Here is a 12,796-nt window from a genome sequence, read left to right as displayed (position 1 = left end):
CCTATTTGTTTAATCGAGGATTTTCACAATGAGCACATTGATAAAAGGCATTGCACTGACATTCACCCTGTTGTTCTTATCGTCCGCCTGGGCACACACCGATCATGGCCCGAAGGAGCCGCTAAGCCAGGACACCATCGTCGAACGTGCTAATCAAGCGGTGGAGCAATTGGTCAGCAATGACCGTATTCCATCATCCTGGCAGGGTGCTTACGAGCCGGACGTCACCCGGCAGGACAGCCAGTTTGGTCTTATCTGGTCTGTTCTGTACCAGAATGACGCAATCGATGACCCCGATGAGCAATCGCTTTACATCTTTCTGGACGAATTCGGCAATGTCGTGAATGCCAATTATTCCGGCGAGCTATGAGCGAGAGTCGGGCCAATCGGGATGATGCCGGTCGATAACAAACGGATGCCGGTGTTCACCCGTTGAGTGCTCGTGCGGATGGGAGTGAGGTTCTGGCCCCTCCCATCCCTCATGACGATGTTGATGGTGCTCATCGTGATAGTGCAAATGAGTATGATGCATTGCTTCATGACGATGCAGCAGATCGATGGAGTCCGTTGCGGGCCACAAGTAAGCGGCTATCAGAACCGATACCAGGGCCACCCCTCCCAACACCATAAATCCACTGATCAAACCCACCTGGGCTCCAAGCCAACCGGCCAGTGGATAGGTGATCAACCAACAGGCATGAGAGAGCGAGAACTGCGCCGAAAACAAAGCCGGTCGGTCTGATTCCTGACAGGACTCGGTCAACAGCCGACCGATCGGGGTCAACACCAGAGCGGTTCCCGCGCCCACTATTCCCCAAAGCACCATCAACCCTCCGATTGAAGGGAGCGTCACACCAAGCAACACAGCCAGTGACATCATGAGCCCGCCGGTCATCTGAATCCGTCGAAATGACCATCGATTCGATAGTCGGGGGAGCGTGAAAGCGGCGACCATCGACCCTCCGCCCGCAGCCGCCATGGCCCAGGCGACCCAGGATTCGCCCAGTCCAAGCTCGGTTCTGACATACACGACCGTATTGACGATCTGCATCGCGCCCGCAGAGGATACCGCCAAACTCAACGCCAGTACCGCTCTCAATCTTGGAGTTTTCAGGTAGATCGAAATGCCGCGACTCACTCGCACCCAGAATCCATCCACATCGGCGCCCTGCTTCATGGGGGGAATACCTGAATGCATCACCAGAGCTGCCGACACGAGGAAAGCGATGCCGTTAAACAGAAACAAGTTGCTGAAACTGATGGTCAGAATCAAGGCGCCGGCGATCATCGGACTCAACAGGTTTTCCAGATCGTACGCCAGCCGGGACAGTGACAATGCACGCGTGTATTCCTCCGGATCCTTTACGATGTGAGGGATCGTGGCTTGAAAGACCGGAGTAAACCCCGCCGAGAAGACATTCAAGGTAAACACCAGCAGATAGATCTGCCAGATTTCGGTGACAAATGGCAACAATGCTACCGATACGGCTCTGAACACATCGAGCGCCACCAGGAACGAACGGCGCGGTAACTTTAACGCCACGGCGCCGAACAACGGAGCGATCAGCACATAAGCCACCATTTTAAGCGCCAGTGCGAACCCCAATACCTGTCCGGCTTGGCCACCGGCGAGTTGATGAGCCAGCAAGGCCAGAGCCACGGTGGTTAGGCCGGTTCCGAACAGGGCGATGACTTGCGCCAGTAATAGATGACGAAACGCCGGTATGTTCAATGGACTGAGCAACACGGGACACTCCAGTGGGCAACAAAACCACTACTATCAACGAACCGCAGATACACAACAACGCTTCAGGGGCCGACAGTTTACATCATTTCGTCACAACACCCGGGTTTCCCGGTAGTCAGGGGCATTCAACATCCCGACTAAGGGCGTTACCCAACCACACTACTGAGCAATACCGCCAGGAACAGCCAACCGCTGAATCGTTTGTTGTAGTCGAACGCAAAGGCCACCAGATAAAGCGGCCACACTCCGGGCGGCAGATCGACCGGGGCTTCAACCGGTCGGGGTTCTCGAAACCGTTTGGCGGTTTCGATGAAACGCGGTAAGGCCAGCCAGGTCAGCAGGTACCAGAGACTCAGTGCCCCGGACCCCACGCCCAACGCCAGGCCACCGTACTGAATGGCCCACAGACCGATGACCGTATGGCGACTGTTCGATTCGCCCAACAACACCGGCAAGGTATACACGCCTTTCTTGCGATCTTCGGCCAGTTTGTCGGTGTGCTTGCCGAACAACACGGTGGCGGGGCCGATGCCGTAAATCGCACTGACCCAGATCATCGTCGCTGTCATGTCGCCGGAAACCACATAGGCGGACGCCAACACCATTAAAGGCCCCCACACCAGCCAGACGGCGGGCTCCCCCAACCCGATGTACTTCAGCGGCCAAGTGTAGAACAGCACAAAGAACGCGCCCGCCAGCATCCAGTACAGGGTCTGAATGTCGGTTCGCAGCACCAAAACCAGCCCAACAGCGATCGCCAGTCCACCCGTCAGTGCGATGTACCCCAATAATTGCCGCTCGGTAAGGAAACCGCTTTCCAGAGGCTGAGGCCCGTATTGAGTGCGGAAATAATTGCCCTTGTCGATGCCTTTTCTGGAATCGGTCCAATCGTTCACCAGATTATTGGTGCCGTGAGCCAACACCAGACCAATGCACACCAGGACGGCGTTCAGCACATCGAAGGATTGGCCTGGAATCGCCAACACCATGCCCAACCCCGCGGAAAACAGGGTCATGACGAAGACGGCGGCCCGGCTGGCCACCAACCATCGTTTCAGGCGGCCCATGGCCTGCCAGTCCCGGGTATCGAGCCTGGGGATTTGCGTCAAAACTTCACGCCAACTGGGGATCATGCAACGCACTCCGAATCGGGGTTCACAACATCGACTATCTTACACTGATCGTTCCACCTGTGTGGTTCTTCCACCACCGGGATTGACCTTGATCACAATCCGCCCTCGCCTAATGGAATTTACAGGACATTCCGAATGTGGCGGGCGAAATCATCTATACTGAGCGAAGTTACCGAGTCCGGATGTGAAGTTCGTTACCATGCCCCCAATCCAACCGTTTTCGTCATCCACGGTTAGCGCCCTGCTGTTCGCCTTGAGCATGACATTCCCGACCTGGGCCGATGGCCCGCTGCATGTCGTGACCGAGGAATTCCCGCCCTACAACCATCTGGTCGACGGAGAAGCCCATGGTCTCTCGACCGAGGTCGTCCAGGCGGTACTCGATCATGCGGGGGTGGACGCCGACATCGACTTTTATCCATGGGCCCGGGCCTATCAAATCGCGCAAGCCGAACCCAACACTCTGATTTACTCCATCGCCCTGATTCCCGAGCGGGAACCCTTGTTCGAATGGATTGGCGTCATCGCGCCCTATCGAACGTCGTTCTATAAACTCAAGTCCAACACCGATCTGACTATCCAATCCCTTGAAGACGCGCGCCCGTACCGGATTGGTGTCTCCCAGGAGGATGTGATTAAAACCTACCTGGAAAACCGGGGGTTCGAACGATTCGAAATTACCAACGACGACGATCTGATTGTCCGAATGCTGTATTTTGGTCGAATGGAACTGATCGCCCATGACGAGGCCGCGATGCCGATTCGCGTGAAAGCGGCCGGGTTCGATATGGCGCTTATCGAGCGTGCCTATCGGATTGACGACCTGACGGGCAGCCTGTATATGGCCATGCACCCGGACAGCGACCCCGACTTGATTCGCGCCTTACGGGACAGCCTGGCCGCCATCAAGGCCAATGGAACGTACGAAGCCATTCTGTCCCGATACTTCCCGGAATAGACCTGAGATGCCCTGACTCAGTCGTCGCTGCCCGATTTCTTGCGCTTGAGCGGCGTGAAACCATCGCGTTCGGCCTCGGTGCGCTTCGGCCGGGCCGGCCTTCTCTTCTTGGCGGTTTTCGCCTTGGCTTTTTGCTTGGCCTTGTCCTGCTTGCCCGGTTTTTTCTTGCCGTACGCCTTACCCGAAGCGCGCACCTTGTCCGGCCCCTGATAGCGGCTCTTCAACCCCGGTAATTCGGCCCGCTCGAAGGTTGTACCCAAATAGCGCTGAATGCTGGCCATCAGGTTCCATTCGTTCGGTGCCACCAGGCTGACCGCCCGACCCGGTTGTCCGGCCCGGCCGGTACGACCGACGCGATGCAGGTATTCGTCGCCCTTGCGGGCCAGGTCGAAGTTGATCACCAGGCCGACATTCGGCAAGTCCAGCCCGCGTGCGGCCACGTCCGTGGTCACTAATACCTTGTATTTACCGCTGCGCATGCCGCTGACCACTTCGTTGCGCTCTTCCTGTGTCAGGTTGCCGTGCAGCAAACCGGCGCGCCGGGTGCCGCTGCGCAGTTTCGCCTGTAACTGTTCGGCTTTGACAATGGTATTGGTGAAGATGATGACCTGACTGGCGGTGTCCTGCTGGACCAGCGCCTGGACCTGTTTTTCCTTGAAGGTATCGTCGTGCGCCAGCATGAATTCCTGCTTGATGTTGGCGGGCACGGTACGCTGCTCGTGCAGGGCGATGGTTTCCGGATCCGACAGCAGTTGGCGGGCCATGCCCATAACACCGCGATGATCCAGAGTCGCCGAGAACAGCATGGTTTGACGCTCGGCCGGACACTGACTGGTGATTTCCAGCACGTCATCGCGAAACCCCATGTCGAGCATACGGTCGGCTTCGTCAAGAACCAGATATTCGATGTCCGCCAGATCGACCGACCCCAGCTTGAGGTGTTCTTTCAATCGGCCCGGCGTCGCGATCAGGATGTCCGGTACCTTGCGCAGGGCGGCGTTTTGCTCCTTGAAGGAGGCGCCGCCGGTGAGGCTGTAGCCGGTAACGTCGATGTCCGCTCCCAGTTGCCGGCACACCTGATGGATCTGGCGCGCCAGCTCCCGGGTCGGCACCAGGACCAGAGCGCGAATGCCGACATGGCGCGGCGGAGCCCGGTTGAACCGGGAGACCATGGGCAGGATGAAGGCCACCGTCTTGCCGCTGCCGGTCTGCGCGCTGACCAGCAGATCCTTGCCGTCCAGCAAACGCGGAATGACCGCCTCCTGGACATCAGTGGGTTCGATAATTCCATGCTTGGTCATGGCGCGGGAGAGCGGGGGTACCAGATCGAGTTCGTCAAACACTTAAGCGGTCACCTGTGGAGAGGTCGGGTTCATTCATTGGGGCGGCAGTATAACAGAGGGCGTCCGATATCCCGACGGTGAATCCACGCACGGCCGGATCAGTCGTCCCCATGTCGCCGTCCGACCCAGCCAACACCCGCCAGAATGGCCAGACAGGCGAATACCACCAGAGGCCATTCGATCCTGGGCATCACCATCATCGGGGCGCCGGCGGTGTTCGCCAGCGAAGACAAGCTCAGTGCCAGGCCATAGACGCCGACGCCGACCGACAAAACGGCAAGCACCGCCCACTGCAGACGGTTCCAACGAATCGCCCGGGAGCGGCGGCGAACGACCCGGTCCGCCAGATCCTTGGGTGCGGTAACCGGAAGCGGTTCCTCAAGCATCCGGTACAGACGGAAATAAGCGGCATCAACAGGATCCGATGGTTCCGACGTCGACCGCTCGACCCGAATCTGCCGGCGCCATTCCGGTGAATCGTCAGTGTCCGTTGTCATGTGATTTCCTCTTCGGTCAGCCAGGTTTTCAGGGACTGGCGCGCTCTGAACAGGTGGCTCTTAACCGTGCCCGCCGGTAAGTCCGTCATCAGGGCGATTTCCGCCGTGGTCAGCCCCTGCAAGTGATACAGCGAGACGATGGTGCGCGGCAATGGCGCCAAGCGGGACAAGGCCGCCTGCACACGTGCACGGTTCCGGGCCCGGTCGGTACCGACGAGCGGGTCGCTGTCCGCGCCGGGGTCGGGCACCGCCAACACGGCGTCTTCATCCGCCACCAAGGGCAACCGCTTGCGCTCCAGATGACGCACCGCCCGGCTGTAGGCGATGCGACCAATCCAGGTCGCCAACGAACTCTCGAACCGGAACTGCCCCAGACGCTGGAAAACCCGCAGGAAGACGTCCTGGCTCAGCTCGCGGGCGTCCTCCTCGTTGTGCACCATGCGATACACCACATGCCAAACCAACGCCTGGTGCTGCGCCACAAGCTGTTTGAAACCCTCCGCGCTGCCATCGAGCGCCTGGGTTACCAGGGTTCGGTCATTCGTCATGCATTCATAGATACGTCCGTTGCCGAATCGGTTGCAACGCACGGCCTGCATTTTGTGACCTTTGGCTGCAACCGGTTGGGCGCCGAGGGTATCTATCCCATCAAGACGTCGTCACCGCACAGGAGATTCGTTTTGTACGACATCATCGCCATTCTCATCCCCATCGTGCTGGCCCTTTGCCTGCTGATCGCCGTGCGCATTCTGGCCGACGCCGGCGTACGCAAACGCGTGACCGATACCCAGAGCGACGCCGACGTGGCCCGGTCCATCCTGGAAGCCGGTCGCGACAAGCGGAAACAGGTCCGGCTGACCTGGGGGGTGATGGGCATCAGCGTCGGGCTGGCCCTGGTACTGGTTGGATGGATCGGCCTGGGTGTGAATAACCCGGTCACATACGGGGTGATTTCCATCATGGCCGGATTCGGCGCTTTACTGTCCATGTGGCTGGGCCGACGACTGTGACCTGACGAACGCCTTCCCGAACCCACCCATCCCATACAAAGGAGATCCACAATGGACAGATTCCCGTCCAGGCCCGCCCGCGCCCTGACGTTAACGCTCGCCATACTGTCGGCGCTGGCCGGCACGACCCACGCAACACAACCCGGCACCCCGCCCGACCCCATCCGGCGGGTAGTGACTGACACCATGAATCTGTACGACGTGCCCGGCCTGGCACTGGCGCGAATCGCAGCCGGAAACGTCGTCTGGATCGGTACCTTCGGCCGGGCCGATGCCAACCGCCCCGTTACCCGGCAGACGCTGTTCAATGTCGCATCCCTGACCAAACCGATGTTCGCTGTCATGGTGATGCATCTGATTCAGGACGGTCGCACCACCCTCGACGAACCCCTGGCCAACGGCTGGGTGGACCCGGATATCCAGGACGACCCGAGACACCGTCAATTGACGGCCCGTTTGTCGCTGAGCCACCAGACCGGCCTGCCCAACTGGCGCGGCAATAACCCGCTCTTCTTCATGTTCGACCCCGGAACCCGCCACGAGTATTCGGGCGAAGGGTTTGAATACCTGCGCCGCGCACTGGAGCGGCGGACCGGTCAATCCATGGACGCCCTGATGAGCCAGTACGTGACCGGGCCGTTGAACCTGAACCACACCCACTACGGCTGGCATCGCCGTCTCGAACCACGCATCGCCACCGGCTACGACGAATCCGCCTCACCACTCGATGTGGGTTACCTCGAGCACCGCAGCACCAATGCGGCCGCCAACACGTTCACGACCATCGGTGACTACGCCGACTTTGCGGCCTGGGTTGCCGGCGGCGCGGGACTGAGCGATGCCGGGTTCCGGGAAATGACGAGCCTGCAATCGCAACACGACGACCCCTGGGAATTTTTCGGACTGGGCTGGCGCCTGCTCCTTTTGGACGACCGCACGGTACTGGAACACGACGGCCGTGAGTCCGGCGTGCGGACCCAGGTGTTTATCGACCCCGAATCCGGCGACGGTCTGGTGATCCTGACCAACAGCTCCAACGGAGAACTCGTAGTCCGCCCCTTGCTGGAAGCAACCTGGCCAAAGTCCGACGACATCCTGCATCAACGCGACACCGATACCTGGCACTACCTGCAATCCCTGCCCGGTTCGATGCATTGGAACATGGTGAATTTCATCGCGGGCTCGCCCTCATTCACGCTAAAACTGCTCCACGCCGCCCAGGTCGGCCTGATCGAACCTTCCGGTTTAAGCGACAGCGAGTTGGCAAGGGCCCGCGCCGCCATCGATGACTTTGTCGTCCGCATGCATCGAGGTGAACTGAGCCAGGCGGATGTTATGAACCAACTGATGATATTGGGATCGGGTGAAGGCAAAGATTTTCGTTTGGATGACCACTGGACATCCAGTGACAGTAAAGTGTGGATCAATCGCTTGCTTGATGTGAGCGCTGAATTCACACAACCGGGTTCTTGAAATACACGGGTGGGAATCCTGGCTTGCGTAGCTTTTGTGATGCCCGCCCCCGTTTACATCCGGTGAATACAGAAAAACGGGGAAATGTTTGATCACGTTTAAAGCGTCTGATAAATACGAGGTTTCAAATCCATCACAAACAGCCTGGAGACAAGGAGTGAACATCCGCCTCGCGAACGACAGGGACCTGAACGAACTGGAACGATTGAATACCCAAATCGCCTGGTATCATCATGACAAGGCCCCACAGGTCTTTGTGCCGCCCGGTCAAAAGGATCGGGAATATCTGGTCAAGAATCTCAAAGATCCGGACATCCACATCTGGGTGGCCGAACAGGATGACCGTTTGATCGGCTTCGTGACCGCGAACATCCATCGCAATACCGACATCCCTTTTCTGACAACCGTACCTATATGCTGGGTTAAAACCATCGTGGTCGACGAAGCGAATCGCTCAACCGGGGTTGGCAAGGCTTTACTGGACGCGGTCGCCAGTTGGGCCAGACAGAATGGTGCTCGGGAAATCAAGCTTCAGGTCATGGAATTCAATGACAGCGCCCAGGCGTTTTACGCCAAATTGGGATACACGACCCAGTCGCGAACAATGTCGCTTGAACTAGACGACTGAATGGCCTCAGCGATGGAGTTCAGAATCGAAACCGAACGACTGATACTCGAACCTGCAAAAGCCTCGGATGCAAGATCCCTTCATGATGTCTTGTCCGACCAGGATCACATGCGTTTCACAGCCTCGACAGCCGATTTTGCCGCAAGCCAACGTTACTTTCGCTCGCTGGAACAACACTGGCGGCGGCATGGCTTCGGTGCCTGGACGCTGGTTCACCGGCAAACATCGGAGACACTGGGTTGGGGAGGCTTGATCATGGACGAGGATGAACCGGGTTGGGGACCGGAACTGGTTTACTTTTTGGCGCCGTCATTTACCGGCAAGGGCTATGCCTACGAGATGGCTAAGGCCGCAACGGTTTGGGGATTCGAAACACTGGGGTTGGACAAAATTTGTGCATTTGCCAAGCAGGACAATCGTCCCTCTCAGCGGCTACTCGTTAAACTTGGATTCCGTAAAGTCCGATTTGTGGCATCACTTAAGCGGGACTACTTTGAACGGCTACCGTAACCGTTCCATGGATCACCAGTAACAATACCTTGCACCTTTGGGAGATTTTCCCGATGCCCAAACTCTGCATCATTTCCGGCAGCGGCCTCAGTGCCTCGGCCGGGCTGTCGACGTTTCGCGGACCGGACGGCCTGTGGCGCAACCACGACCCGATGACACTGGCGACGCCCGAGGCCTGGCAGCGTGATCGGCACCTGGTCACCGAGTTTTACAACGAGCGCCGCGCCAAGGCCTGGCAGGCCGAGCCGACGGCGGCGCACCGTGCCATTGCCCGGCTCGAGGAGGGTTTCGAGACCACCATCGTGACCCAGAACGTCGACAGTTTGCATGAGCGGGCCGGGTCGAGCCGGGTATTGCATCTGCACGGTGAGCTGGACCGGGTGCGCGATACGGCCGATCCGAATCAACGGAAAGATCTGCACGGTGCGGCCGTGGATCCGGATGAACAAACGCCGGGCGGCGGTTATTGGCGGCCGAATGTGGTCTGGTTCGGGGAGACTATTCACCATTACGACGAAGCGCTGGACGCTGTGGCCTCGGCGGACCGGTTGATTGTTGTCGGAACGTCGCTGACGGTGCAGCCGGCAGCCTCAATGATGCTGTATGCGGCAGATCAAGCCGAGAAAGTCGTGGTGAACGCCGAACCGCTCGACCTGCCCGAGGGGTTTCGTTTCATTCAGACGCCCGCGGACGAGGCTTTGCCAGCGCTGGCGAAACAGTGGCTGGGGCATGTGTAGGGTGGGCACCGCCCACCATGGACGTATCGTGCACCACGAAAGTTATACACGGCTTCCGTACCAAGCGCTTGTAGGTTGGATCGGCCGGCGTTCCGGTAGCGCAGCGTAATCCAACACCAAACGTGCCTCTTGGCCATCCCTGTGGCGATTTTTGTTGGATTACGCCTTTGGCTAATCCAACCTACATTAAAAGGAGGCTGTGTTGAATGTCTGTGGTGCAGTATGCTTTCTCGGTGGGCAGTGCCCACCCTACAAGTGCCCCTCTTGGGGTTCTGACTCTATAACCCCGTGTCGCACCCTTGTTAAAGGTCCGGCGCGCATTTCTCTAGAATGATCCCATCACCGACCCCCGGTTCCGTTTGGTTTGTCGACCGGGGTTCGCCACCAGACACACTCGTTGGGCCCCGTGCTGCGGCTTGTACCGCGCCCCAACCCGAACCGATGGAAGTCGAGATGAGCGATATTACAAGAGAACAGTTTGATGACGTCATGGTCCCCAACTATGCCCCGGGCAAAATCATCCCGGTACGCGGCGAAGGCTCGCACATCTGGGATCAGGACGGCCGTGAATACATCGACTTTGCCGGCGGCATCGCGGTAAGCGCCCTGGGTCACGCCCACCCCGCCCTGGTCGAGGCGCTCACCAGCCAGGGCAACAAGCTGTGGCACCTGTCCAATGTCATGACCAACGAGCCGGCCATCGCCCTGGCGAAGAAGCTGACCGATCTGACTTTCGCCGACAAGGTCTATTTCTGCAACAGCGGTGCCGAAGCCAACGAAGCGGCGCTGAAGCTGGCCCGCCGTCATGCCTGGCTGAAGCACGGCGACGACAAGCATGAAATCATCTCCACGCTGAGCTCCTTCCACGGCCGGACATTGTTCACCGTCTCCGTCGGCGGCCAGGCCAAATACAAGGAAGGCTTCGAGCCGACCCCGGGCGGCATCAGCCACGTGCCCTACAACGACCTGGCGGCGATGGAAGCCCAGATTTCCGACAAGACGGCGGCCGTTATCGTCGAGCCGATTCAGGGTGAAGGTGGCGTGACGCCGGGCAAGAAAGAATACCTGGAAGGCCTGCGCGCGCTCTGTGACAAGCACGATGCCCTGCTGATTTTTGACGAAGTTCAATCCGGCGTCGGTCGCACCGGCGAGCTGTACGCCTACCAGAAGTATGGCGTCACACCGGACGTACTGACCACGGCCAAAGCCCTGGGCGGCGGCTTCCCGATCGGCGCCATGCTGACCACCGACGAGTGTGCCAAGAGCCTGGGCGTCGGCACTCACGGGTCCACCTACGGCGGCAACCCGCTGGCCTGTTCCGTATCCCTGGCGGTGATCGAAACCCTGACCGCTCCCGGTGTGCTGGACGGCGTTGAAGCCAAGGGCCAGCGCATCCGTGACGGTCTGGCCAAGATCAACGAGCGCTTCCACCTGTTCAAGGAAGTGCGGGGCATGGGCCTGCTGATCGGTGCCGAACTGGTCGACGAATGGCAGGGCAAAGCCAAGGAATTCCTGGGCGCGGCACTGGACGAAGGGGCCATGCTGCTGGTCGCCGGACCGAACGTGTTGCGTTTCGCCCCGTCTCTGATCATTCCGGATGCCGACATCGATGAAGGTCTGGCACGCCTGGAAAAAGCCATCGAGAAGGTGGTCGGCTAAGGCCGCTCACCCTTCGTCTCGCGATCCCTTGAGGGAAATCAGCTGGGCCGCTCCGCGGCCCTTGTTCGAGAGGAATCAACATGCTCGTTGTTCGCCCGAGTAATTTCGTGGATCTGACCAGCATCGAACGATTGCTGGACGCCACCGATGCCCGCGTGACCACTCTGCCGTCGGCCCGGGACAAGCTGTCGGAGAAAATCGGCCAGTCGGACGATGCCTTCAATACCGGCATCGACCAGGACGGACCAGCGTCCTTCCTGTTCGTTTTGGAGGACACCGAGCAACAGGAATTGCTGGGTACGGCCGGCGTCGACACCGAAGCCGGGGGTGGTTATCCGTTTTTCAACTACCGGATCGATGAAGTGGTGCACGCCTCACACCATCTGAACGTCAGCTCCAAGGTGCCGATCCTGTTTTTATCACATGAATTGACCGGCAAAACCCTGCTGCGTTCGTTCGCTATCGAACCCCGGGTCAAGCAAACCGAAGCGTTCGATCTGCTGTCGCGCGCGCGCCTGTTGTTCATGGCCTGCCTGCCGGAGCGTTTCCAGCGTCAGGTTATTATCGAAGTGCAGGGCATATTCAACGACAAGGGCGAGTGCCCGTTCTGGGATGCCGTCGGCCGTCACTTCTTCGGCATCGACTTCAACACGGCGGACTATTACTGCAGCGTGAAGAGCAAGACCTTCATGTCCGAACTGATTCCGCAGCACCCGATCTACGTGCCGTTGTTGCCCGAGGAAGCCCGGGGCAACATCGCCCAGAATCATGAAGCCGCCAACCGCGCCTGCCAATTGTTCTACCGCGAAGGCTTCGACAAGACCCAGTTCATCGACCCGTTCGATGGCGGTCCGGTATTGTCCGGCGACCTGTTGAACCTGTTCACGCTCAAGCATGTGCGCCACAAAAAGGCGCGCCCGAGCGACGTGGTGGGCGGCATGAAATATCTGATCAGCAACCGCTCGCTGAACGATTTCCGTTGCACCATCGGCACCCTGGTCGATGGCATCGGGGAAACCATTCGCATACCCCTGGAAGTCGCGGAGGCGTTGAACGTCTCCGAAGGGGATGCCATCGCCTACGCGCCGCTGTAAGGAAGGG

14 protein-coding genes are annotated in these 12,796 nt (G+C 59.0%); 9 read left to right on the top strand and 5 right to left on the bottom strand.

Features of this window, described 5'->3' with window-relative positions; translation table 11 throughout:
* Positions 1-28: 28 nt before the first annotated feature.
* The gene (locus tag IE111_RS03595; RefSeq protein ID WP_189607136.1) at positions 29-370 is read left to right on the top strand and encodes a DUF6488 family protein; all 342 of its coding nucleotides are present in this window, start codon (positions 29-31) and stop codon (positions 368-370) included.
* Here the strand turns inward: IE111_RS03595 and IE111_RS03590 are convergent.
* A complete protein-coding gene (locus IE111_RS03590) occupies positions 365-1,747 on the bottom strand; it encodes an MFS transporter (protein WP_444544497.1) in 1,383 nt (460 codons plus the stop codon). The two genes, IE111_RS03595 and IE111_RS03590, sit on opposite strands and share 6 nt — an antisense overlap.
* A 146-nt stretch (positions 1,748-1,893) precedes the next feature.
* Complete coding sequence (locus IE111_RS03585; RefSeq protein ID WP_189607135.1) at positions 1,894-2,880, bottom strand: prenyltransferase; 987 nt, start codon at positions 2,878-2,880, stop codon at positions 1,894-1,896.
* Positions 2,881-3,079: 199 nt separating this feature from the next.
* On the opposite strand from IE111_RS03585, the gene IE111_RS03580 reads away from it, so the two are divergent.
* Positions 3,080-3,838 (top strand): substrate-binding periplasmic protein, encoded by a 759-nt coding sequence (locus IE111_RS03580; RefSeq protein WP_189607134.1) that lies wholly within the window; start codon positions 3,080-3,082, stop codon positions 3,836-3,838.
* 17 nt (positions 3,839-3,855) lie between these two features.
* Here IE111_RS03580 and IE111_RS03575 read toward each other — a convergent pair whose 3' ends face one another.
* The 3 genes from IE111_RS03575 to IE111_RS03565 all read right to left on the bottom strand — a co-directional run bounded on the left by IE111_RS03575 (position 3,856) and on the right by IE111_RS03565 (position 6,226).
* Positions 3,856-5,181, bottom strand: a complete 1,326-nt coding sequence (locus IE111_RS03575) for a DEAD/DEAH box helicase (protein WP_189607133.1) — start codon at positions 5,179-5,181, stop codon at positions 3,856-3,858.
* Between the two features lie 98 nt (positions 5,182-5,279).
* Entirely contained in the window at positions 5,280-5,678 is a 399-nt protein-coding gene (locus IE111_RS03570; RefSeq protein WP_189607132.1) for a hypothetical protein, read from the bottom strand.
* Positions 5,675-6,226 (bottom strand): RNA polymerase sigma factor, encoded by a 552-nt coding sequence (locus IE111_RS03565; RefSeq protein ID WP_189607131.1) that lies wholly within the window; start codon positions 6,224-6,226, stop codon positions 5,675-5,677. Before IE111_RS03565 ends, IE111_RS03570 begins: the two co-directional genes overlap by 4 nt.
* Positions 6,227-6,358: 132 nt before the next feature.
* Between IE111_RS03565 and IE111_RS03560 the strand changes: the two genes are divergently transcribed.
* The 7 genes from IE111_RS03560 (at position 6,359) to astA (ending at position 12,789) form a co-directional block, all read left to right on the top strand.
* Positions 6,359-6,688 carry a hypothetical protein gene (locus IE111_RS03560; protein WP_189607130.1) on the top strand — a complete coding sequence of 110 codons (330 nt, stop codon included), beginning with the start codon at positions 6,359-6,361 and terminating at the stop codon, positions 6,686-6,688.
* 51 nt (positions 6,689-6,739) lie between these two features.
* Positions 6,740-8,161, top strand: coding sequence for a serine hydrolase domain-containing protein (locus IE111_RS03555; protein ID WP_189607129.1), 1,422 nt, complete (start codon positions 6,740-6,742; stop codon positions 8,159-8,161).
* Positions 8,162-8,249: 88 nt separating this feature from the next.
* Complete coding sequence (locus IE111_RS03550; RefSeq protein WP_229805198.1) at positions 8,250-8,789, top strand: GNAT family N-acetyltransferase; 540 nt, start codon at positions 8,250-8,252, stop codon at positions 8,787-8,789.
* Complete coding sequence (locus tag IE111_RS03545; RefSeq protein ID WP_189607128.1) at positions 8,790-9,299, top strand: GNAT family N-acetyltransferase; 510 nt, start codon at positions 8,790-8,792, stop codon at positions 9,297-9,299.
* Positions 9,300-9,352: 53 nt separating this feature from the next.
* Positions 9,353-10,036, top strand: coding sequence for an SIR2 family NAD-dependent protein deacylase (locus IE111_RS03540; RefSeq protein WP_189607127.1), 684 nt, complete (start codon positions 9,353-9,355; stop codon positions 10,034-10,036).
* A 453-nt stretch (positions 10,037-10,489) separates the two neighbouring features.
* Complete coding sequence (locus IE111_RS03535; protein WP_308427485.1) at positions 10,490-11,695, top strand: aspartate aminotransferase family protein; 1,206 nt, start codon at positions 10,490-10,492, stop codon at positions 11,693-11,695.
* Between the two features lie 80 nt (positions 11,696-11,775).
* Positions 11,776-12,789, top strand: a complete 1,014-nt coding sequence (gene astA / locus IE111_RS03530; RefSeq protein WP_189607125.1) for an arginine N-succinyltransferase — start codon at positions 11,776-11,778, stop codon at positions 12,787-12,789.
* Positions 12,790-12,796: the final 7 nt, after the last annotated feature.

Origin of the sequence: Saccharospirillum salsuginis, assembly GCF_014651855.1 — a bacterium.
Classification (GTDB): Bacteria; Pseudomonadota; Gammaproteobacteria; order Pseudomonadales; family Natronospirillaceae; genus Saccharospirillum; species Saccharospirillum salsuginis.
This window is presented reverse-complemented; position numbering and strand designations above follow the sequence as displayed.